This is a genomic window from Micromonospora sp. NPDC005305 (assembly GCF_040607315.1).
In the GTDB taxonomy this organism is placed as follows: Bacteria; Actinomycetota; Actinomycetes; order Mycobacteriales; family Micromonosporaceae; genus Micromonospora.
The window spans coordinates 172,185-193,779 of the sequence record NZ_JBEXGL010000012.1; the positions used below are offsets into that span (position 1 = coordinate 172,185).

At 75.4% G+C, this 21,595-nt stretch carries 18 protein-coding genes; 13 read left to right on the plus strand and 5 right to left on the minus strand.

Going from position 1 to position 21,595, the window contains the following annotated elements:
* Nucleotides 1–90 precede the first annotated feature (90 nt).
* From ABZS80_RS21410 to npdG, 4 genes are all read left to right on the plus strand, one after another.
* Nucleotides 91–297, plus strand: a complete 207-nt coding sequence (locus ABZS80_RS21410; protein WP_355058295.1) for a hypothetical protein — start codon at nt 91–93, stop codon at nt 295–297.
* Nucleotides 298–374: 77 nt separating this feature from the next.
* Nucleotides 375–1,034, plus strand: a complete 660-nt coding sequence (locus tag ABZS80_RS21415) for a histone (protein ID WP_355058297.1) — start codon at nt 375–377, stop codon at nt 1,032–1,034.
* 71 nt (nt 1,035–1,105) lie between these two features.
* Nucleotides 1,106–2,542, plus strand: a complete 1,437-nt coding sequence (locus tag ABZS80_RS21420; protein WP_355058299.1) for an RNB domain-containing ribonuclease — start codon at nt 1,106–1,108, stop codon at nt 2,540–2,542.
* Between the two features lie 72 nt (nt 2,543–2,614).
* On the plus strand, nt 2,615–3,313 hold the full coding sequence (gene npdG / locus ABZS80_RS21425; protein WP_151463525.1) for an NADPH-dependent F420 reductase: 699 nt from the start codon (nt 2,615–2,617) through the stop codon (nt 3,311–3,313).
* A gap of 84 nt (nt 3,314–3,397) precedes the next feature.
* On the opposite strand, the gene panB is transcribed toward npdG, so the two are convergent.
* Both panB and ABZS80_RS21435 read right to left on the minus strand, forming a co-directional pair.
* Nucleotides 3,398–4,243: a 3-methyl-2-oxobutanoate hydroxymethyltransferase gene (gene panB / locus ABZS80_RS21430; RefSeq protein WP_151463524.1), complete on the minus strand. Its 846-nt coding sequence runs from the start codon at nt 4,241–4,243 to the stop codon at nt 3,398–3,400.
* 118 nt (nt 4,244–4,361) lie between these two features.
* Nucleotides 4,362–6,122 (minus strand): NAD+ synthase, encoded by a 1,761-nt coding sequence (locus ABZS80_RS21435; protein WP_355058302.1) that lies wholly within the window; start codon nt 6,120–6,122, stop codon nt 4,362–4,364.
* A gap of 151 nt (nt 6,123–6,273) precedes the next feature.
* Here ABZS80_RS21435 and glnA point away from each other — a divergent pair, with 151 nt between their 5' ends.
* From glnA to ABZS80_RS21455, 4 genes are all read left to right on the plus strand, one after another.
* Nucleotides 6,274–7,623, plus strand: coding sequence for a type I glutamate--ammonia ligase (gene glnA / locus ABZS80_RS21440; RefSeq protein WP_151463522.1), 1,350 nt, complete (start codon nt 6,274–6,276; stop codon nt 7,621–7,623).
* A gap of 81 nt (nt 7,624–7,704) precedes the next feature.
* Entirely contained in the window at nt 7,705–8,130 is a 426-nt protein-coding gene (locus ABZS80_RS21445) for a DUF350 domain-containing protein (protein ID WP_355058304.1), read from the plus strand.
* A gap of 32 nt (nt 8,131–8,162) precedes the next feature.
* Nucleotides 8,163–8,855 carry a YafY family protein gene (locus tag ABZS80_RS21450; RefSeq protein ID WP_355058306.1) on the plus strand — a complete coding sequence of 231 codons (693 nt, stop codon included), beginning with the start codon at nt 8,163–8,165 and terminating at the stop codon, nt 8,853–8,855.
* Nucleotides 8,856–8,962: 107 nt separating this feature from the next.
* Complete coding sequence (locus ABZS80_RS21455; RefSeq protein WP_151463519.1) at nt 8,963–9,334, plus strand: VOC family protein; 372 nt, start codon at nt 8,963–8,965, stop codon at nt 9,332–9,334.
* Nucleotides 9,335–9,463: 129 nt separating this feature from the next.
* Here ABZS80_RS21455 and ABZS80_RS21460 read toward each other — a convergent pair whose 3' ends face one another.
* The gene (locus ABZS80_RS21460; protein WP_355058309.1) at nt 9,464–9,928 is read right to left on the minus strand and encodes a hypothetical protein; all 465 of its coding nucleotides are present in this window, start codon (nt 9,926–9,928) and stop codon (nt 9,464–9,466) included.
* Between the two features lie 181 nt (nt 9,929–10,109).
* Here ABZS80_RS21460 and ABZS80_RS21465 point away from each other — a divergent pair, with 181 nt between their 5' ends.
* Nucleotides 10,110–10,994, plus strand: a complete 885-nt coding sequence (locus tag ABZS80_RS21465) for a virginiamycin B lyase (RefSeq protein ID WP_355058311.1) — start codon at nt 10,110–10,112, stop codon at nt 10,992–10,994.
* 7 nt (nt 10,995–11,001) lie between these two features.
* Here ABZS80_RS21465 and ABZS80_RS21470 read toward each other — a convergent pair whose 3' ends face one another.
* Entirely contained in the window at nt 11,002–11,931 is a 930-nt protein-coding gene (locus tag ABZS80_RS21470; RefSeq protein WP_355058313.1) for an LD-carboxypeptidase, read from the minus strand.
* Between the two features lie 65 nt (nt 11,932–11,996).
* On the opposite strand from ABZS80_RS21470, the gene ABZS80_RS21475 reads away from it, so the two are divergent.
* A complete protein-coding gene (locus ABZS80_RS21475; protein WP_355058315.1) occupies nt 11,997–12,764 on the plus strand; it encodes a type 1 glutamine amidotransferase in 768 nt (255 codons plus the stop codon).
* A gap of 1 nt (nt 12,765) precedes the next feature.
* Nucleotides 12,766–15,789 carry a bifunctional [glutamine synthetase] adenylyltransferase/[glutamine synthetase]-adenylyl-L-tyrosine phosphorylase gene (locus tag ABZS80_RS21480; RefSeq protein WP_355058317.1) on the plus strand — a complete coding sequence of 1,008 codons (3,024 nt, stop codon included), beginning with the start codon at nt 12,766–12,768 and terminating at the stop codon, nt 15,787–15,789.
* A 920-nt stretch (nt 15,790–16,709) separates the two neighbouring features.
* On the opposite strand, the gene ABZS80_RS21485 is transcribed toward ABZS80_RS21480, so the two are convergent.
* The gene (locus ABZS80_RS21485; RefSeq protein ID WP_355058319.1) at nt 16,710–18,593 is read right to left on the minus strand and encodes a hypothetical protein; all 1,884 of its coding nucleotides are present in this window, start codon (nt 18,591–18,593) and stop codon (nt 16,710–16,712) included.
* 45 nt (nt 18,594–18,638) lie between these two features.
* On the opposite strand from ABZS80_RS21485, the gene mptB (ABZS80_RS21490) reads away from it, so the two are divergent.
* Nucleotides 18,639–20,054, plus strand: coding sequence for a polyprenol phosphomannose-dependent alpha 1,6 mannosyltransferase MptB (gene mptB, locus ABZS80_RS21490; RefSeq protein ID WP_355058321.1), 1,416 nt, complete (start codon nt 18,639–18,641; stop codon nt 20,052–20,054).
* 11 nt (nt 20,055–20,065) lie between these two features.
* Nucleotides 20,066–21,559, plus strand: coding sequence for a polyprenol phosphomannose-dependent alpha 1,6 mannosyltransferase MptB (mptB, locus tag ABZS80_RS21495; RefSeq protein WP_355058323.1), 1,494 nt, complete (start codon nt 20,066–20,068; stop codon nt 21,557–21,559).
* Nucleotides 21,560–21,595 lie beyond the last annotated feature (36 nt).

Sequence of the window (21,595 nt, forward strand, 5' to 3'; positions counted from 1 at the left end):
CCGCTCTGACCAGGTCTACTGTGGAGGACATCGGCGACTATTTACGCCGTTCCGGTGGCGGCCGGGCGGTTCGCGGTGCACAGTGATCGCATGAGCGACGACGGACGTGGTGGCGGGCACTACTACTGGTGCACCCGCCACCACCGGGTCGAGACCGATGCCGACGTGTGTCCCGCGAAGCACGTTCTCGGACCGTACGCCTCAGCCGCCGATGCGGAGAACGCCCTGCAGCAGGTGCGGGAGCGCAACGAAGCGTGGGAGGCCGAGGACGCCCGTTGGGCCGGGGAGGACAGGTAGACGGCGCGGGACGGCCCGCGTCGAGGTGATCCGTGCTCCGCGAGGGCGAGAGCACGTCCCCAGGAAAGGGAACCGAGATGGCCGAAGCACAGCAGGCCACCCGCCCGGCCGCGAAACGGACGACCGCGAAGAGGACCACCGCGGGCAGGACGACGGCTACCAAGGCGTCCCCGAACGCCTCCGGCGCCGGCGCCGGTCGGGTGCCGGCGAAGAAGGCCGCCGCGAAGAAGGCGACCGCCAGGAAGGCCGTGTCGGCGGCACGGAAGGCGCCTGCGAAGAAGGCGCCGGCCACGAAGACCACCGCCAAGAAGGCCCCCGCCAAGAAGACCACCGCGAAGAAGACCACCACGGCGCAGAAGGCGGCCGCGAAGAAGACGACGGCGGCGAAGAAGACCACCGCGGCGAGGAAGACGACGACCGCGGCGAAGCGGACGACGGCGACCGCGGCCAAGCGGACCACGGCGACCGCGGCGAAGCGGACCACGGCGGCGAAGAAGGCCCCCGCCAAGAAGACCACGGCCGCGAAGAAGACCACCGCCGCCAAGAAGGCGCCCGCCAAGAAGACCACCGCCTCGACGCGTCCCGCGGCGCGCAAGACGGCGGCGAAGAAGGCGCCCGCCAAGAAGGCCACCACCGCGAAGAAGACCACCGCGGCGAAGAAGGCCCCGGCCAAGAAGACGACGGCCGCCCGGAAGACCACCGCGCGCAAGGCGCCGGCGCGCAAGGCCACCGCCTGACGGGGTTCGCCGTCCGCTGACCGGCGCGCGCCGGTCAGCGGATCACGCGGGGCGCTGTCAGGATTGACCCCGTGGTGATCCGACGCGTACTGGCGCCCCGCATCGACTTCGGCGCGCTGCGCCGCGAGCTGGGACTTTCCGAAGACTTCCCGGCCGCGGCGCAGCGCGAGGCCGACGCGGCCGCCGCAGCGCCGCTGCCGGCCGTCGCCGACCGGACCGACGTCCCCTTCGTCACCGTCGATCCGGCGGCGTCGCGCGACCTCGACCAGGCCATGCACCTCGCCCGCCGTCCCGGTGGCGGTTTCCGCATCCGGTACGCGATCGCCGACGTGTTCACCCACGTCCGACCCGGCGGGGCGCTCGAGGCGGAGACGTGGCGCCGGGGCCAGACCGTCTACCTGCCCGACGGGAACGTGCCGCTGCACCCGCACACGCTCAGCGAGGGGGCGGCCAGCCTGCTGCCCGACGCCGACCGGGCCGCGGTGCTGTGGACCATCGACCTGGACGCCGACGGCGGCACGGTCGCCGTCACCCTCGAACGGGCCCGGGTGCGCAGCCGGGCCAAGCTCGACTACTCGGGCGTGCAGCGCGACGCCGACGCCGGCCGCCTGCCCGAGCCGATCGCCCTGCTGCCCGAGATCGGCGCCCTGCTCACCGCCCGCGGGCTGCGCCGGGGAGCGATCAACCTGCCGCTGCCCGAGCAGGACGTCGAGCCGGACGGCGACGGCTGGCGGCTGGTGCTGCGCGGGCCGGGCCCCATGGAGGAACACAACGCCCAGATCTCCCTGCTGACCGGGATGGCCGCCGCCGACATCATGCTGGCCGGCCGGATCGGCCTGCTCCGCACGATGCCGCCGCCCCGGCCCGAGGCGGTCGACCGGTTGCGGCTGGCCGCCGGGCCGCTCGGCGTGCCCTGGCCGGCCGGCGCGACGGTCGGCGCGGTGCTCGCCGGGCTGGACGCCTCGCAACCCCGGGCGGCGGCCTTCGTCGACCAGGCCGCCGAGCTGATGCGCGGCGCCGCGTACACGGCGTTCGACGGCGAGTTGCCCGAGCAGCCGGAACACGGCGGGGTGGCCGCCGTGTACGCCCACGTCACGGCGCCGCTGCGCCGGCTCGCCGACCGGTACGCCACCGAGGCATGCCTGGCCCTGCACGAGGGCCGCGAGGTGCCCGACCACGTCCGCGCCGCGCTGCCGAAGCTGCCCGAGGTGATGGCGACCACCGACCGGACCGCGTCCGCGGCCACCCGGGGCGCGGTCGAGCTGGCCGAAGCCGTGCTGCTGGCGCACCGGGTGGGCGAGACCTTCGAGGCGGCGGTGGTGGACGTCGACGAGCCGCGCCCGGCGGGCAACGGCCGTCCGGGGCGGCAGCCCGGCGGCACGGTCGCCCTGGACGAGCCGCCGGTGCGCGCCCGCTGCACCGGCGACCTGCCGCTCGGCGAGCGCGTCCGGGTCCGCCTGACCGCCGCCGACCCGGTCCAGCGCAAGGTCGCCTTCGAGAAGGCGTGAGGCCGGGAGCGCGGGGATTCTCACAGCGCCCGGCCGCGCCGCCTCGCGGTGACCTTTGCGAGGATGACCCGTATGGCTTACGACGCGACCACCCTGCCCGACGTCTCCGGGCTGACCGTCGGCATCATCGGTGGCACCGGCGACCAGGGGCGGGGCCTCGCCTACCGGTTCGCCCGGGCCGGGCAGACCGTGCTGATCGGCTCCCGCGCCGCCGACCGGGCCGCCCAGGCCGCCGCCGAGATCGCCGCCCTGCCCGGCGTGCCGGCCGGCGCCACCGTGTCCGGCGCGGACAACGACGAGGTCGCCCGCCGCAGCGACGTGGTCATCATCGCGGTGCCGTGGGACGGCCACGCCGCCATCGTCGGTGCGCTGGCCGGCCCACTCGCCGGAAAGATCGTCATCGACTGCGTCAACCCGCTCGGCTTCGACAAGCAGGGCCCGTACGCGCTGACCGTCGCCGAGGGCAGCGCCGTGCAGCAGGCCGCCGGGCTGCTGCCCGACTCCCGGGTCTGCGCCGCGTTCAACCACGTCAGCGCGCCCCTGCTGGCCGACCCCGAGGTCGACCGGATCGACCTGGACGTGCTGATCTGCACCGAGGACCGGGAGCTGGTCGGCGTGGTCGCCGCGCTCGCCGCCCGGATCCCCGGGATGCGGGGCATCTACGCCGGCCGGCTGCGCAACGCCCACCAGATCGAGGCGTTCACCGCCAACCTGATCGCGATCAACAAGCGCTACAAGGCGCACGCCGGCATCCGCGTCACCGACCTGTGACGTCGTACCCGTGCGGCACCCAGTTCTTCGTGGTCTGACCGGCCGGGCGGCGCAGCCCGGGAGCCGCGCCGCCCGGCGTGCGGGTCAGAAGGTGTGCTCGGCGGCCGGGAACTGGCCGCCGCGCACCTCCTCGGCGTAGCGGCGGGTCGCGTCGGTCAGCGCGCCGGCCAGGTCGGCGTAGCGCTTCACGAAGCGCGGGGCCTTGCCGGTGCGCAGCCCGGCCATGTCCTGCCAGACCAGCACCTGCCCGTCGGTGTCCGGGCCGGCGCCGATGCCCACCGTCGGGATGCGCAGCTCGGCGGTGATCCGCTTCGCCACCTCGCCGGGGACCATCTCCAGCACCACCGCGAAGGCGCCCGCCTCGGCCACCGCACGGGCGTCGGCGACGACCTCCTCGGCGGTGTCGCCCCGGCCCTGCACCCGGTAGCCGCCCAGGGTGTGCTCGCTCTGCGGGGTGAAGCCGATGTGCGCCATCACCGGGATGCCCGCGCCGACGATCGCCTCGATCTGGGCGGCGCAGCGCCGGCCGCCCTCCAGCTTCACCGCGTGGCAGCCGCCCTCCTTCATGAACCGCACCGCGGTCCGCAGCGCCTGCGTCGGCCCCTCCTCGTAGGAGCCGAACGGCAGGTCACCGACGATCAGCGACTGCCGGGTCGCCCGCACCACCGCGCGGACCAGGGGGAGCAGTTCCTCGGCGGTCACCGGCAGGGTGGTCTCGTAGCCGAAGACGTTGTTCGCCGCCGAGTCGCCCACCAGCAGCACCGGGATCCCCGCCTGGTCGAAGATCGAGGCGGTGTACTGGTCGTACGAGGTGAGCATCGCCCAGCGCTCGCCGCGCTCCTTGGCGGCGATCAGGTCGCGGGTGCGGACCCGTCGGGTGGCCGGCCCGCCGTAGAGGGCGGTCACCTCGGTCGGGGTGGACTCCACCATGACTCTCTCCTTCCTCGAGGCCGCGTTCGCGGTCCCCGGGTTCCGCCGCGATCGTCGCACCGGGGCACCGGCCGGGGGCAGGGCGGAGTGGAGGATTTCACTCCCGGCGCGGCTCGGGTCAGCCGTCCTCGCGCCACCGGTTGGTGACCGGCAGCCGCCGGTCCCGGCCGAACGCCTTCATGGAGATCTTGGTGCCCGGGGCGGACTGGCGGCGCTTGTACTCGGCGGTATCCACCATCCGCAGCACCCGGTCGACGACCGCCGGGTCGTGGCCGGACGCGATGAGTCCCTCCCGCCCCAGGTCGCCGTCGACGTAGCCGATCAGGATCGGGTCGAGCACGTCGTACTCCGGCAGGCTGTCGCTGTCGAGCTGGCCCGGGCTCAGCTCCGCCGACGGCGGCTTGCCGATCGAGTTCGCCGGGATCGGCGGCGTCTCGCCGCGCCGCTCGGCATCGGCGTTGCGCCACTTGGCCAGCCGCCAGATCAGCGTCTTCCAGACGTCCTTGACCGGGTTGTAGCCGCCCACCGAGTCGCCGTACAGGGTGGAGTAGCCCACCGCCAGCTCGCTCTTGTTGCCGGTGGTGAGGACCAGGTGGCCCTCCTGGTTCGACAGCGCCATGAGGATCACGCCGCGGACGCGGGCCTGGAGGTTCTCCACGGCCACGCCGGAGAGCGACAGGTTGGCCAGGAAGGCGTCCACCATGGGCTGGATCGGCTCGACCCGGAAGTCGAGGCCGGTGCGCTTGGCCAGCTCCTCGGCATCGGCGCGGGAGTGCTCGGAGGAGTGCTGGCTGGGCAGCGACACCCCGACCACCCGCTTCGCGCCGAGCGCGTCGACGGCGAGCGCCGCCACCACCGCCGAGTCGATGCCGCCGGACAGGCCGAGCACCACCGACGGGAACCGGTTCTTGTTGACGTAGTCACGCAGGCCCAGCACCAGCGCCTGCCAGACCTCCGCCTCGTCGGCGACCTGGGCGATGATCCCGCCGACCGCGACCTCGCCCAGGGGCGCCGGCGGGAGCATGTCGCTGACCTTGGCCCGGACGATGCGCATGTCGTCGGCGACCTCCTCGCCGCCGACCGACTCCTTGGCCGCCGGCAGCTCCACGTCGTGCACCAGCAGGTGCTCGACGAACTGGGGCGCCCGGGCGAGCAGCGTGCCGTTCGCGTCGACGATCATCGAGTCGCCGTCGTAGACCAGCTCGTCCTGGCCGCCGACCATGTTCACGTACGCGACCGTGGCGGCCGCCTCGGCCGCCCGGCGGCGCACCAGCGGCAGCCGGATGTCGTCCTTGTTCAGCTCGTACGGCGAGCCGTTGATGTTGAGCACCAGCCCCACGCCCGCCTGCCGGGCCACCGCGAACGGCCCGCCGGCCTGCCACAGGTCCTCGCAAATGGTCAGCGCCACGTCCACCCCGCCGATCCGGACCACGGTCAGCGCGTCGCCGGGGACGAAGTAGCGGTCCTCGTCGAACACGCCGTAGTTCGGCAGGTGGTGCTTGAAATAGGTTGCCGCCACCGCCCCGCCGTGCAGCAGCGCGGCCGCGTTGCGGGCCCCCTTGCCCGGCTCGGCGTCGGCGCTGACCTGCGGCGGGCCGTCCGCGTCGAGGTAGCCGACCAGGACCGGCAGGTCACCGAGGCCGTCGGCGGCCAGGTCGGCGGCGAGCCGGTGCAGCGCGGCCCGCGAGGCGGCCACGAACGACCGGCGGAAGACCAGGTCCTCCACGGGATAGCCGGTCAGCATCAGCTCCGGGAAGAGGGCGAGCTGGGCGCCGGCGTCGGCGGCCCTGCGGGCCCAGCCGCGGACCAGGTCGGCGTTGCCGGCGATGTCGCCGACCGTCGGGTCGACCTGGCACAGGGCGAGACGCAGCGTGGGCATGACCTCATCTTGCCCCAGCCGGAGGGCCCGAATCCGACCGGACGCGGGAGACGCCGGGGGCGTAACGTCGGCGTAACGAGCCCGGTGGAGACTGGGCGGTCAGGCGCGGCCGGCCCGACCGGTGCGGACGTACGTGTCACGAGGGGTGGAAGTGGACCGTCAGCAGGAGTTCGTCCTCCGTACGCTGGAAGAGCGGGACATCCGGTTCGTCCGGCTGTGGTTCACCGACGTGCTCGGCACGCTCAAGAGCGTGTCGGTGGCCCCCGCGGAGCTGGAGGCGGCCTTCGAGGAGGGCATCGGCTTCGACGGCTCGGCCATCGAGGGCTTCGCCCGGGTCTTCGAGTCGGACATGGTCGCCATGCCCGACCCGACGACCTTCCAGGTCTTCCCCTTCGAGGGCGGGGTCAGCGGCGAGAGCGCCCGGATGTTCTGCGACATCCTGCTCCCCGACGGCAGCCCGTCCTGGGCCGACCCTCGGCACGTGCTGCGCCGGGCGCTCTCCCGGGCGGCCGAGAAGGGCTTCACCTTCTACACCCACCCCGAGATCGAGTTCTTCCTGCTGGAGAACGGGCCGCAGGACGGCTCAGTGCCGATCCCGGTCGACACCGGCGGCTACTTCGAGCACACCACCCACGCGGTGGCCCGCGACTTCCGCCGGCAGGCCGTGCTGGCGCTGGAGCGGATCGGCATCTCGGTGGAGTTCAGCCACCACGAGGTGGCCCCCGGCCAGCAGGAGATCGACCTGCGCTACGCCGACGCGCTCACCACCGCCGACAACATCATGACCTTCCGGCACGTGGTGAAGGAGGTCGCGCTCTCCACCGGCGTGCAGGCCAGCTTCATGCCGAAGCCCTTCACCGACCAGCCGGGCAACGGCATGCACACCCACCTGTCGCTGTTCGAGGGGGAGCGCAACGCGTTCCACGACGCCGGCGACCCCATGAAGCTCTCCAAGGTGGCCAAGTCGTTCATCGCCGGGCTGCTCACCCACGCCCGGGAGTACACGGCCGTCACCAACCAGTGGGTCAACTCCTACAAGCGGCTCTTCCCGCAGGCGCTGCCGGACCGGATCACGGAGAGCCCCGCGTACGTCTGCTGGGGCCACCTGAACCGGTCCGCGCTGGTCCGCGTGCCCGCCTACGGCAAGCCGAACTCGGCCCGGGTCGAGGTCCGCTCGCTGGACTCGGCGACCAACCCCTACCTGGCCTTCGCGGTCATGCTCGGCGCCGGCCTCAAGGGCATCGAGGAGGGCTACGAGCTGCCGCCGGGCGCCGAGGACGACGTCTGGTCGCTGAGCACCGCCGAGCGCCGCGCCATGGGCTACCCGGCGCTGCCGGAGAACCTGGCCGAGGCGATCGACGTGATGGCCGGCTCCGAGCTGGTCGCCGAGGTGCTCGGCGAGCACGTGTTCGACTTCTTCCTGCGCAACAAGCGGGCCGAGTGGGAGCAGTACCGCCGCGAGGTCACCCCCTACGAGCGGCAGCGCTACCTGTCGCTCTAGATCACGGTGGTGCGGTGCCGCTATCGTCTGCGGCACCGCCCGGCAGCCGCGCCGGGAGGGCGGAGCCGGGGAGGGCGTTCGGTGCTGGGAGACCTGCTCAACGGGGCGTGGCAGAGCATCGTGTTCGGGGTCGTCGGGGTGGCGCTGATGGCCGCCGGCTTCCTGCTGGTCGACCTGCTCACCCCGGGCCGGCTGCGGGAGCTGATCTGGGTGCGGCGCAACGGAAACGCGGCGCTGCTGCTCGCCGCCAACCAGCTCGGCATCGCCGGCATCGTCTTCACCGCGATCCTCACCAGCTACAGCTCCTTCGGCAAGGGACTGGCCTCCACCGTGGTCTTCGGCCTGGTCGGCCTGCTCGTGATGGCGCTGGCCTTCCTCGTGCTCGACCTGCTCACCCCCGGCCGGCTCGGCGACATCATCTGCGCCGACGAGCCGCACCCGGCGGCCCGGGTCAGCGCCGCCACCCACTTCGGCGCCGCGCTGATCGTCTGCGCCTGCATCGCCTGAGCGGTGTCGTACCGGGGGCATAGCCTCCGGGCGTGAACCGCACCGACCGTCTCTACGCCCTGGTGGAGGAGCTGCGGGCGGTCTCGCCCCGGCCGCGCAGCGCCCGGTGGCTGGCCGGGCGCTTCGAGGTCAGCACCCGCACCATCGAGCGGGACATCACCGCGTTGCAGGGCGCCGGGGTGCCGATCTGGGCCGAGCCGGGCCGCACCGGTGGCTACGTGGTGGACCGGGCCCGCACCCTCCCCCCGGTCAACCTGACCCCGGGCGAGGCCGTGGCCATGGCCGTCGCGCTGCATCGGCTGGGTGGCACGCCGTTCGCCCCGGCCGCCGGCGCGGCGCTGCGCAAGCTGGTCGCCGTGATGCCGCCCGCCGACGCCGCCGAGGCGCACCGTCTCGCCGGCCGGGTGCACCTGATGGATGGCGGGCCGGCCACGCCCGTCCCGGCCGCCGTCGCCGACGCGGTCGCCGCGCGGCGGGTGCTCCGCCTTCGGTACGCGGACCGGGCCGGCGCCACCTCGGCCCGCGACGTGGAGCCGCTGGCCTACCTGGGCAACGTGACACACTGGTACCTGGTGGGGTGGTGCCGGCTGCGCGACGGGCTGCGCTGCTTCCGCACCGACCGGATCGTGGCGGTGCGCCCGCTTGCCGAGCCGGTGACCCGGGAGCTGCGCCCCGACGACCTGGACATCCCCGCCGGGCGGGTCCGTCCACTGAGCCTGGTCTGAATTCTCGGCTTCCCGGGGAAACACCGACAGGACGGTGTCGCGGAGGTCGCCGAGGCTGACTCCTGACGACGCGGGCCGACCGGCCGGCGCGAACCTCAGGAGGAAGCATGTCCAGCACGCCCGTGACCTGGTTCGAGATCGGCTCCGACCGCCCCGCCGAGGTCGAGCGCTTCTACGCCGACCTGTTCGGCTGGGCCTTCGAGGAGCAGGGCGGCCCGGGCGCGTCGTACCGGCAGACGGCGGCCGGCGGGGAGCGTGGCATCGGTGGCGCGATCCGGGCCACCGACGGCAGCACGCCGAACTACGCGATCTTCTACGCCGAGGTCGCCGACGTGGCGGAGACCTGCCGGCGGGCCGAGGCGGCCGGCGGCAAGGTGCTGGCGCCGCCGCGCAGCGCGCCCAGCGGCCTGACCCACGCCCAGCTGCTCGACCCGTCGGGCAACCACATCGGCGTCTTCACCCCGCCGGTGGCCGGATGAGCATTCTGGTGCGGGTGTCGTCGCCGTGACGACAACACACGCACCCGAAGCGCTGGTTCGGCGGGTGGCCCCGCCGGTGCCGGCCGGGAGGGAGGTGCGGCCGGTGAGGAGGCGGCGGGGCCACCCGGGTCACCTGCCCCAGCGGCCGTCCCCGCCGCGGGGGCCGTGACCGCCCGGGCCCGGGAAGACGCCGGCCTCGGCGGCCTTCAGCACCGCGTCGGCCTGCTCCTGGGTGAGCTTGCCGTCCTTGACGGCCTGGTCCAGGCGGTCCTTCAGCGCGGCCTGCCGGTCCCCGGTCGACGGCCGCTCGGGCCGGTCGGCCTGGCGCTGCTCGCGCAGCTTCTCCAGCGCCGCGGTGACCTTGTCGGTCGGGACACCCAGTTCCTTGGCGAGCGACTCGGCGAACTCGGCCTGCCGGTCGGCCCGCTGCTGCTGTCGGTCGGTGCCCTGGTCGGTGCTCGTGCTGGCGCTCGGTGTCGGGCTCGGGCTCTTGTGGTCGGCGAGCGCCACCGTCGGGGCGGCGATCCCGACGCCGAGCACGCCGGCGGCGGCCAGGCCGGCCAGCAGGTGCTTCCTCGACATCCTGCGGATCATGCGGTTCTCCTGTTCGGTGGTGGTGCGATGACGTCACCGACAGTGACCGGCGTAGCTGGGGGCAACCCGTGGCGAACCTGTCAGCGCGCTGGCAATCGCGCCCGAGAACCGGGACAAACCAGTTGCGACGGGCTGCGCGGGCCGGGAGGGTGGGCCGGTCACCGACGGAAGGCGAAGCCGCATGACGAACCCCTCCATCCGTGAGATCACGCTGCCGGAACCGCGCTCGGGGCCGTACGGGATCACCGCCGGCCCGGACGGCGCGCTCTGGCTGACGCTGGCCGGGACGGGCGGTGTCGCCCGGGTCGCGCCGGACGCGGAGGTGCGCACCCACCTGGCCGACCCGGCGGAGAGCCGCCCGCTGATCATCACCACCGGCCCGGACGGCGCGCTCTGGTACACCCGCTCCGGGGACGACCGGCTGGGCCGGATCACCGTCGACGGGGAGACCAGCTCCGTCGCGCTCCCGCCGGGGACCGCGCCGTGCGGCCTCGCCGCCGGCCCGGACGACGCCCTCTGGTACGCCGGGATGGGCGACGACACCGTCGGCCGGGTCACCGTCGACGGGGCGGTCACCACGTTTCCGCTGCCGGTCGCCAAGGGTTTCCCCTCGATGCTGGCGGCCGGGCCGGACGGCGCTCTCTGGCTCACCCTCAACCAGGCGAACGGGATCGCCCGGGTCGCCCTGGACGGCCGGGTGACCGTGCATTCCCTGCCGACGGAGGCCGCCGGACCGGTCGGCATCACCCTCGGCGGCGACGGGGCGCTCTGGTTCGTCGAGATCGCCGCCGGCCAGCTCGGCCGGATCACCCCGGACGGCCGGATCGACGAGTTCCCGTTGCCGGACCGGGCGGCCCGCCCGCACGCCATCGTCGCCGACCCGGCCGGCGGCTGCTGGTTCACCGAGTGGGGCGCCAACCGCATCGGCCACATCGACGAGGCGGGCCGCATCACCGGTCACGCCCTGCCCACCCCGCAGTCCGAACCGCACGGCCTGACGGTCACCCCCGACGGCACCGTCTGGGTCGCTCTGGAAACCGGCGCGGTCGCCCACCTCACCCCCTGACGGGGGTTCAGCGGACCGCGGGGGTGACCGTGAGGGTGCCGGTGGTGGCGTCGAGGACGGCGGGCGTCCCCACCGGGACGGTCAGCTGGTCGGGGCCGTGGCCGATGGGGAGGCCGCCGAGGACGGGGACGCCGAGGTCGCCGAGGCGCTCGGTGAGCACGTCCGTGATCGTGGTGTCCCAGCCGTCGGCGCACTCGGTGAACTGGCCCACCGCCACCCCGGCGATCCCGTCCAGGGCGCCGCAGCGGCGCAGGTGGGTGAGCATCCGGTCGACCTTGTACGGCGGCTCCTCCACCTCCTCGACCAGCAGCACGGCCCCGGTCAGGTCGGGCATGTCCGGGGTGCCGATCGACGCCGTGATCAGGCACAGGTTGCCGCCGAGCAGCCGCCCCTCGGCCCGCCCGGGCACCCGGACCGCGTACGTCTCCTCCTCCTTCACCGCCTCGATGGTCACCGGTTCGGTGGTCATCAGCGCGGTGTGCAGCGACTCCGCCGAGCGCAGCGGGGTGCGCTCGTCCCGCCACGCCGCGCCGGGGCCGTGCACGCCGGCCAGCCGGGCGCCCCGCCACAGCGCGAACTGCAGCGCCGTGATGTCGGAGAAGCCCGCCACCACCTTCGGGTCCCGGCGGACCGCCGCCATGTCGATCAGGTCGACCACCCGCTGCGCGCCGTAGCCGCCCCGGGTGCAGATCACCCCGCGGATCTCGGGGTCGGCGAAGGCGGCGTTCAGGTCGGCGGCCCGCAGCTCGTCGGCGCCGGCCAGGTAGCCCTGCCGGGCGTACGCGTGCGGCGCGGGCACGGGGCGCAGCCCCCAGCCGGTGAGCAGCTCGATGCCGCGGGCCACCCGCTCCGGGCGGGTGGGGCCGGAGGGCGAGACCAGCATCACCCGGTCGCCGGGGCGTAGGACCGGTGGGCGCAGGCAGTCGTCGGTGGGCACGACGGGAGCCTAGTGCGGCCGAGCCGGACCGGCCGTCGCCGGGCGTACCGGATAGCCTCGACGTCGTGGCGACCGCGCTGGTGATCGAGAACGACCCGACCGACGACCTCCGCCGCTTGGGGGAGTGGCTCACCGAGGGGGGCCTGGACCTGTTCGTGCTGCGCCCGCACGCGGGTGACGAGCTTCCCGCCGACCTCGACGGCTACGTCGCGCTCGTGGTGCTCGGCGGCGAGCAGCAGGCCTACCGGCTGCCCGACGGCAGCCCCGGCGCGCCCTGGTTCCCCGCGCTGGAGGGGCTGCTGCGCAAGGCGGTCCGGCAGCGGATTCCCACCCTCGGGGTCTGCCTCGGCGGGCAGCTGCTGGCCACCGCCCACGCCGGGCAGGTCGAGCGCAGCCCGTCCGGGCCGGAGGTGGGGCCCGCGGTGGTGGGCAAGCGGGACGCCGCCGAGACCGACCCGCTCTTCCGGTACGTGCCGTTGATGCCGGACGTGCTCCAGTGGCACACCGACGAGATCACCGCGCTGCCGCACGGGGCCACCCTGCTGGCCGCCTCGACCCGCTACCCGCACCAGGCGTTCCGCCTCGGCGACCGGGCCTGGGGCCTCCAGTTCCACATCGAGTGCGACACCGCCATGATCGCCGACTGGGCCCGCGACTCGGAGCTGCTGGCCGAGCTGGGCTACGACCCGGAGCTGGTGGTGGCCGCCTGCGACCGGGCGATGGCCGACGTGGAGGAGGTCTGGCAGCCGTTCGCCGTCCGGTTCGCCGCCCTCGCGCTCGGCGAGCTGGAGGGCGTCACCATCCGCCCCACCCTGCCGCTGCTCGGGCACTGAGATGGCCCGACCGGCCCGCGGGCGCCTGGCCCGCTACGGGTTCGCCGAGGGCGACGGCTCGGCGCGCGCCGCCGACCTGCTCGGGCCGGACGGGCTCGGCCTGTGGCGCGTCGAGGAGCAGGAACCCACCGACGAGGCGGCCGGTGAGCTGCTCGCCGCCCTGTCCCGGGCCGCCGACCCCGACCTGGCGCTGCGCCAGCTGCACCGCATCGTCGAGGCGGAACGGCGTACCGGGGAGAAGCCCGCGGTGCTGGACGCGCTCGCCGCCGACCCGGGGCTGCGCCGCCGCCTGGTCGCGGTCCTCGGCGCCTCGTCGGCGCTCGGCGACCACCTGGTGGCCCACCCCGACCAGTGGCCCGTGCTGGCCACCGAGGCGGACGGGCTCGCGCCTTCCGCCGACGGCCGGCTCGACCTGGCCGCGGGCGCCCGGCTGACCGCCGGCACCGGCCCGATCCCGGCGCTGCGGCAGGCGTACCGGTTGGCGCTGCTGCGGATCGCGGCGGCCGACCTGACCGGCGGCCGCGGCCTGGAGCAGACCATGGCGGCGCTGTCCGGGCTCGCCGACGCCACCCTGGCCGCCGCCCACGACATCGCCGTCGACGAGTTGCCGGAGGGCACGGCCCGGCCCCGGCTGGCCGTGGTGGCGATGGGCAAGTGCGGGGGCGACGAGCTCAACTACGTCTCCGACGTCGACGTCATCTTCGTCGCCGCCACCGACGACGACCTGGCCGCCGCGACCCAGGTCGCCACCCGGCTCATCCACATCTGCGGGCTGGTGGCCTGGCCGGTCGACGCCGCGCTGCGTCCCGAAGGCAACCGCGGGCCGCTGGTCCGGACCCTCGCCAGCCACCTGGCCTACTACCGCCGCTGGGCCCGCACCTGGGAGTTCCAGGCGCTGCTCAAGGCCCGGCCGGCGGCCGGCGACCTGGCGCTGGCCCGCGAATGGATCGACGCGCTCGCCCCGCTCGTCTGGACCGCCGCCGAGCGGCCGGAGGCCGTCGAGGACGTCCGGGCGATGCGCCGGAAGATCATCGACCACATCCCGCCGAAGGAGCTGGAACGCGAGATCAAGCGCGGCCCGGGCGGGCTGCGCGACATCGAGTTCGCCGTCCAGCTGCTCCAGCTCGTGCACGGCCGGGTCGACGAGTCGCTGCGGGCGCCGGGCACCATCCCCGCGCTGCGCGCCCTGGTCGCCGGCGGCTACGTGGGCCGCGCCGACGGCGAGGCGCTGCTGCGCGGCTACCGCTTCCTGCGCGGCGTCGAGCACCGCCTCCAGCTCCAGGGCCTGCGCCGCACCCACACCGTGCCGACCGAGCCGGCCGCGCTGCGGTGGCTGGCCGCCGCGCTCGGCTACGCGGCCACCCCGGGCCGCAGCGCCGTCGAGGAGTTCCGCGCCGAGTGGGTCATCCACGCCACCGAGGTACGCCGGCTGCACGCCAAACTGCTCTACCGGCCGCTGCTGGAGTCGGTCGCCCGGGTGCCCGCCGAAGGGCTGCGGCTCACCCCGGAGGCGGCCCGCCGCCGGCTGGAGATCCTCGGCTTCGCCGACCCCGCCGGTGCGCTGCGGCACCTGCAGGCGCTCACCGGCGGGGTGAGCCGCACCGCCGCCATCCAACGCACCCTGCTGCCGGTGCTGCTCAGCGAGTTCGCCGACGCGCCCGAACCGGACCGGGGGCTGCTCAACTACCGGCAGGTCTCCGACAAGCTCGGCAGCACCCCCTGGTACCTGCGCCTGCTGCGCGACTCCGGCCCGGTGGCCCGCCGCCTGGCCCGGGTGCTCTCCTCCTCCCGGTACGCCGCCGACCTGCTGGCCCGGGAGCCCGAGGCGTTGCGGCTGCTGGCCGAGGACACCGAGCTGACCCCGCGCCCCCGCGAGGTGCTCGGCGAGGGCTTCACCGCCGCGGCGGCCCGGCACGACGACCCGGTCGAGGCGACCCGCGCCGTACGCGCGCTGCGCCGCCGCGAGCTGGTCCGGCTCGCCTGCGCCGACGTGCTCAGCCGGGCGGGTGCGCTCGCCCCGCTCACCCCGCGGTCGCCGGACGGCGGCGGGCGGCTGCCCATCCTGGCGGCCGTCGCCGCGGTCGGGGCCGCCCTCTCCGACGTCGCCGACGCCACCCTGGCTGCCGCGCTGCGCACCGCCCGGGCCGCCCAACCGGGCCCACCCGGCCTGCGCTTCGCCGTGATCGGCATGGGCCGGCTCGGCGGGCGCGAGGCGAACTACCTCTCCGACGCCGACGTGCTCTTCGTCTACGACCCGCCGCCGGGCGCGGACGAGCAGGGCGCGGCCGCCGCCGCCCACGCGATCGCCGAGGAGCTGCGCCGGCTGCTCTCCGCCCCCGCCCCCGACCCGCCCCTCGGGGTCGACGCCGACCTGCGCCCCGAGGGCCGGCAGGGCCCACTGGTACGCAGCCTCGCCGCGTACGCCCAGTACTACGCCCGCTGGTCCAGGGTGTGGGAGGCGCAGGCGCTGCTACGGGCCCGGTTCGTCTGCGGCGACGCCGACCTGGGCGCCGAGTTCGAGGCGATGGTCGACCCGGTCCGCTACCCGGCCGACGGCCTGACCCGCGAGCAGGTGGTGGAGATCCGCCGGATCAAGGCCCGGGTGGAGACCGAGCGGCTGCCCCGGGGCGCGGACCCGGCCACCCACACGAAGCTGGGGCGGGGTGGCCTCGCCGACGTGGAGTGGGCCGTGCAGCTGCTCCAGCTCCGGCACGCCGGCCGGCTGCCCGCGCTGCGCGGCACGAGCACCCTCGCCGCCCTCGCCGCGGCCCGCGACGCGGGGCTGGTCGATCCCGAGGACGCCGCCGAGATGGCGGCCGGCTGGACGCTCGCCGCCCAGGTCCGCAACGCGCTCATGCTGGTCCGCGGCCGGGCCGGTGACCAACTGCCCCGGCACGGGGTCGAACTGGCCGGTGTGGTGCGGCTGCTCGGCGGGGACGACCCGGGCGAGTTCCTCGACGAATACCTGCGCACCGGCCGCCGTGCCCGCACCGCCATGGAACGGGTGCTCGACTCCCCGTCCTGACGATTGGTCCCGGCCGTCGACGGCAGCGGCCGTGCGGGGACCGGGCCCGCGCGATCCTGTCCTGCCGCGGCCCCTGTCAGTGCAGGCCGAGTTCGGGCACGCGACCGGGCCTGCCGCTACTGAAAGCCCTCCAGCCCGCCTCGGCCTGCGTGCCGTGCCCTGCGTGCCGTGCCGTGCGTGCCGTGCCCTGCCGTGCGTGCCGTGCCCTGCCGTGCGTGCCGTGCCCTGCCGTGCGTGCCGTGGCCTGCGTCCGTGCCGTGGCCTGCGTGCCGTGCCCTGCAGATCTGTTGCCGGTCAGCCACGCCGCTGGTCGCTGTCGACCCGGCTTCTCGCCTCTCCTCGCCGCCGACAGCCGGGCGGTCGGGGTGGGGGGCTCGTGCGGCCGACGGTGCCCCGAACGGGGGCGGCGGCGCGGGTTGCCGGGGTGGCGGGGTGGCGGGGTGGCGGGGTGGCGGGGTCAGTCTGTGGTCAAGCGGGCCTTTCGAGCTGATGCCGGGAACGACTCACTCGTGGACGCCATCCGGTCCGCTCCTGCCGGCCCTGCGGGTGCGCCTGCGGGTGCGACAGCGATGAGTCGTCCGCGATATCAGCTCGAAAGGCGTGCTCCGGTGCCCGGCCGGGCCGCAGATCCTCGCCCACGCCTACGAACTTGATGACGCAGGCGGATCACTCGCGCCAATCGGGTGCCTGCGCGAACTGAGTCGTCCACGTCATCAAGTTCGTAGCGGCTCACGGCCTTCTGCCGGGTCAGCCGGCGAGTGTTTTGGTGCCGGCGATCGGCACGGTCCAGCGGGTGCGTGTCGTCGACGTCGTGGCGCTCGCGGCCGCCCAGCCAGCCGGCGAAGGTGTTCGTGCCGGCGTGCGGCACGGTCCAAGGTCGTTCACGGCATCAAGGTGCGAGGGCTCACGGGCGCGGCCGGTCAGCCCCCGAGGGTGTAGGTGCCGGCGTGGGGGACGGTCACGGTCGTCCACTCGCCCGAGCGCACAAGGGTGGCACCGCCGGAGACGGTGAGCCAGCGGTCGTGGCGTACCCGCAGCGGCACCGGGCCGGGGCCGGGGGCGCGGAAGGTCACCGTGGCGGCGTCCTGGCGGACCAGCTCGCCCGGCGTGCCGACCAGCGGGGTCGGGTCGGCCACCGCGTAGAGCCGCCAGTGCGGGTCCGACCAGACCTCGGCGAGGTAGGGCAGGCCGGTGCTCACCAGGTCCGCCTCGGGCCGCCCGACCCAGGACAGCTCGACGTCGGGCACGGCGACGTACTGCACGGCGTTCTCCGCCAGCCAGGTGCGGTAGGTGTCGGCGGTCAGCGGGACCCCCGTGCCGGGCGCGCCGGGGAGGGTGGTGAAGAAGAGCGGGTTGCGGGCGATGTCGGCCTGGCGCAGCCAGCCCCGGGCGAGAGGCACCTCGCCGAGGTGGGCGGCCTCCCAGTAGTTGCGGGTCGGCGGCACCTCGACCCGCCCGGTGAGCCCGCGCCGGTCCAGCTCCTCCCGCAGCGGCGCGAAGTACGCCGGGTCGGCCGTGGGGTCATCCGCGCTGGCCACATCGGCGACGACCACCGGCGGCTGCCACACGCAGACCGCCACGAGCAGCGCGGCCAGGGCCACCGCCGCTGCCGCCCGCCGTCGCCATGCCGACGCCGCCGGCCTGAGCACACCCACGGGCTTAGGGCCGCCCGCCGGGCTCGGTTCGCCCGCCGGGCTCGGTTCGCCCTCCGGGCTCGGTTCGCCCTCCGGGCTCGGTTCGCCCTCCGGGCTCGGTTCGCCCGCCGGGCTCGGTTCGCCCTCCGGGCTCGGTTCGCCCTCCGGGCTCGGTTCGCCCGCCGCGCTCGGTTCGACCGCCGATGCCAGTTCTCCTGCCGGGCTAGGTTCGCCCGGCGGCGCCGGTTCGCCTGCCGGCTTGGGCTCGCCCGGTGGGTTGGCGGGGTTGCGTCCGGATCGCCAGTCGGTCAGGCGGCGGGGGAGCGTCGCGGATGCGGCCAGCACGGGCAGTGCGAACATCACCGCCAGGCGGGTGGCGTTCAACCCGACCGGGGTGTGCAGCAGGGCCGCGGCCAGTACCCCGGCCGCGGACAGCAGCGCGCCGACCCGCACCGGCCGGTGGGCCACCAGCGCGGCCACCAGGAGGCTGGTCACCACGGCGTGCACGGTGTCGGTGCGGCTGATGTTCATCCAGCCGCCCTCGCCGAAGAGCAGGCCGGTCACGGCGAGAGGCGCGGCGGCGGGTACGGCGAGCAGCAGGCCGTCGGCGTACCGGCGGGTGAGCAGCAGCGCGACCCCGGCCAGGCCGACGAAGAGCCCGGCCACCGGGCTGGCCGCGGAGGCGAGCAGCGCGGCGACGACGGCCAGCCCGGCGCGCCACCACCGGGCCCGGCCGGCGCCTCCGGCGGGCAGGGTCAGCGCGAGCAGCGCGGCCAGGCCGAAGGTGACCCCGAGGGCGTACGTGACCCGGCCGGAGACCAGGTTGCCGGCGATCGTGAGCACCCCGACGAGGCTGCCCAGCAGCGGGCGGGGCACGCGGGTGCGGACCAGCAGGGCGGCGAACGCGCTGGCCGAGGCGAGCAGGGTGAGCGCGCCGGTGGGGCGGACCCCGAGCAGGGCCATGAGCGGCGGCGAGACCAGGCTGTAGCCCCACGGGTGGACCCCGCCGTACCAGCGCAGGTCGACCAGGGCGGGCCCGTGTGCGGCGAAGAAGCCGGCCCGGGCCACCTGGGCGGACAGGTCCGATCCGGTGGCCGGCAGGGTGAGATACAGCACGGCGAGGACCAGCGCGGACGCGGCGGACACCGCCACCACACGACCGCCCCGCATGCCCACCTCCTGATCGCGACCCACCGTACTGGCAGCATGTCCGGCGTGCCTCACCACCTCTCGCGCTGGATCGGCCTGGCGGGCTCGGTGCTGCTCGCCGTCGCCGCCTACCTCGGCGGCGCGCTGCCGCACGGAGACCTGCGACCCACCCCGGTCAGCATCTGGCAGGGCCCGAACGGGCCCCTGATCATCGGTCTCTGGCTGGTCGGTACCGCCCTGCTGGCCGGGGCCTGGTGGTCGCTGCGCGACCGGGCGCCCTCGACCCGCTGGGTGCTCGTCACGGTCGCCCTCTGGCTGCTGCCGATGCTGTTCACCCCGCCGCTGGGCAGCCGGGACGCGTACGCCTACGCCTGCCAGGGTGCCAGCTACTCGGCCGGGATCAACCCGTACGAGCAGGGCGTGTCGGCGCTGCCCTGCCCGTGGCTGGACACCATCTCCTACATCTGGCGGGACACCCCGGCGCCGTACGGGCCGCTGTTCGTGGTGCTCTCCGGCGCCGTGGTGTCGGCGGCCGGGTCGCTGGCCGGCAGCGTGGCGCTGTTCCGGCTGCTCGCGGTCGCCGGGGTGGGGCTGACCGCCTGGGCCCTGCCGGTGCTGGCCCGCCGCTGCGGGGTGCCGCCGCAGCGGGCGCTGTGGCTGGCGCTGGCCTGCCCGCTGGTGCCCGTGCACCTGATCTCCGGGGCGCACAACGACGCGCTCATGGTGGGCCTGCTCATCGCGGGGCTGGCCGTGGTGGCGGCCCGGCCGGGCCGGCCGCTGCCGCTGCTCGCCGGTGGGGTGCTGCTCGGCCTGGCCGCCGCCGTCAAGGTCACCGCGCTGGTCGTGGTGCCGTTCGCCGCGCTGGCCGCGATCGTCGGGCCGTACCGGATCCGGGCGCTGGTCCGCGACGGCGCCTGGGTGGTCGGCGCGGCCGTGGCCACCGTGGTGGCCGTGACCCTGGCCGCCGGCCTCGACTTCGGCTTCATCAGCGGCCTGGAACAGGGCGGCCTGGTGGTGGCCTGGACCTCGCCGCCCACCGCGGTCGGGCAGAGCGCCGGGTACGTGGCCGCCCTCTTCGGCGCGCACATCGACGCGCTGCCGGTCACCCGGGGGATCGCCGTGGTGGTCCTCGTGGCGGTGCTGGTCTGGCTCTGGTTCCGGGCGCTGCGCCGCGGGGAGCCGTTCTGGCACGCCGGCCTGGCGCTGACCGCGACGGTCGCGCTCTCGCCGCTGTTCCACCCCTGGTACTGGATCTGGCCCCTCACCGTGCTCGCCGCCACCGCCCGCCGGACCGGCTGGTTCGCGCTGGTGGCGCTGGTGTCGGCGTTCCTGGTGCTGGCCGACGGCACCGGCCTGCCCCGGTGGTCCAAGATGCCGGGCGCGCCCCTCATGACGCTGTTGGTGATCGTGGTGGTGGTCCGGTTGGTACGTTCGGCTCGGGCGGCCCGCCGGCCGGTCCCCGCCGACCGAGGAGCCGACTGAGAGAGGTGCCGGTGAGCGAGCCCGGCGCGCTGCCCGACGGACCGGTCCGACCGGTGGCGCCCGCGCTCGCCCGGTACGCCGGGCTCGCCGGGGCGGCGCTGCTGACCGTCGCCGGCTGGCTCGGCGGCGCGCTGCCCGACGCCCCCGCCGTGACCAGCCTCGGCGACGCCTGGCGCGCCCCGCACGGGCCGGCGGTGCTCGGCTGCTGGCTGGCCGGCACGGTCCTGCTGGTCGGTGCCTGGTGGTCGCTGCGCTGGGGCCCGCCGTCGGGCCGGTGGCCGTACGTGACCGCCGGGCTCTGGCTGGTCCCGCTGCTGGCCGCGCCGCCGCTCGGCAGCCGGGACGTCTACTCGTACGCCTGCCAGGGCTGGTCGTGGACGCACGGCGTCGATCCGTACCGGGTCGGCGTGGTGGCGGCCGGCTGCCCGTGGGCGGAGAGCGTGTCGCCGATCTGGCGGGACACGCCGGCACCGTACGGGCCGTTCTTCGTGCTGCTCGCCGGCCTGGCCGTGCTGCTCGGGGGCGGTCTGGTCGGCGCGATCGTGGTGCTGCGCGTGCTGGCCCTGGCCGGGGTGCTGCTGGCGGCGCTCTGCCTGCCCGGGCTGGCCCGGGCCGTGGGGGTGCCGACCCGGCGGGCGGCCTGGCTGGCGCTGGCCTGCCCGCTGGTCGGGGTGCACCTGGTGGCCGGCGCCCACAGCGACGCGGTCGGCCTCGGGCTGCTGCTGTTCGGCCTGCTGGTGCTGGTCCGCCGGCCCGGCCGGCCGCGGGCGCTGGTCGTCGCCGGGGTGCTGTTCGGGTTGGCCGTGGCGGTGAAGGCGGTCGCCGTGGTGGTGCTGCCGTTCGCGGTGCTGGCCGCCGTGCCGGGCCGGTACACGTGGCGGGCGGTGCTGCGCGACGGCGGTTGGCTGGCCGGGGGAGCGCTGGCCGCGCTGGCGATCAGCAGCCTGCTCACGGGTCTGGGCCTCGGCTGGGTGCGCGGCCTGGCCCGCAGCGGCGACTCCGAGCAGTGGACGTCCCCACCGACCGCGGTCGGTCTGGTCGTCGACTACGCGGGCGCGCTGGCGGGCCGGGACCCGCAGGCCGTGCCGGTGGTCCGGGCGGTCGCGCTCGCCGTGCTCGCCGTGCTGCTGCTGGTCCTCTGGTGGCGGTCGTGGACGGCGTTGCGCCGGCTGGGCGACGTCCGGCAGCCGGTGGTTCGCCTGGCCGCCGCCCGGCCCCGGGTGGCCCTGGCCGGGGGCGGCCTGGCCCTGGCCGCCACCGTGCTGCTCGCGCCGGTCTTCCACCCCTGGTACGCGACCTGGCCGCTGGCGCTGCTCGCGCTGGCGACGGTAGCCGTGGCCAGGACGGTGTGGTTCGTGGCGCCCTGCGCGGTGGCCTCGCTGCTCGCCCTGCCGGACGGCACCAACCTGGCCCGGTTCACCAAGGCGCCGGGCGCGATCCTCATGACCGCGCTGGTGCTGGCCGTCGTGGTGGTGGCCGCGGTCCGGGCCCGCCGCGCCCGCTGAACTTTCCCGAAGTGGTTGACGCCGACCCACTCGGCC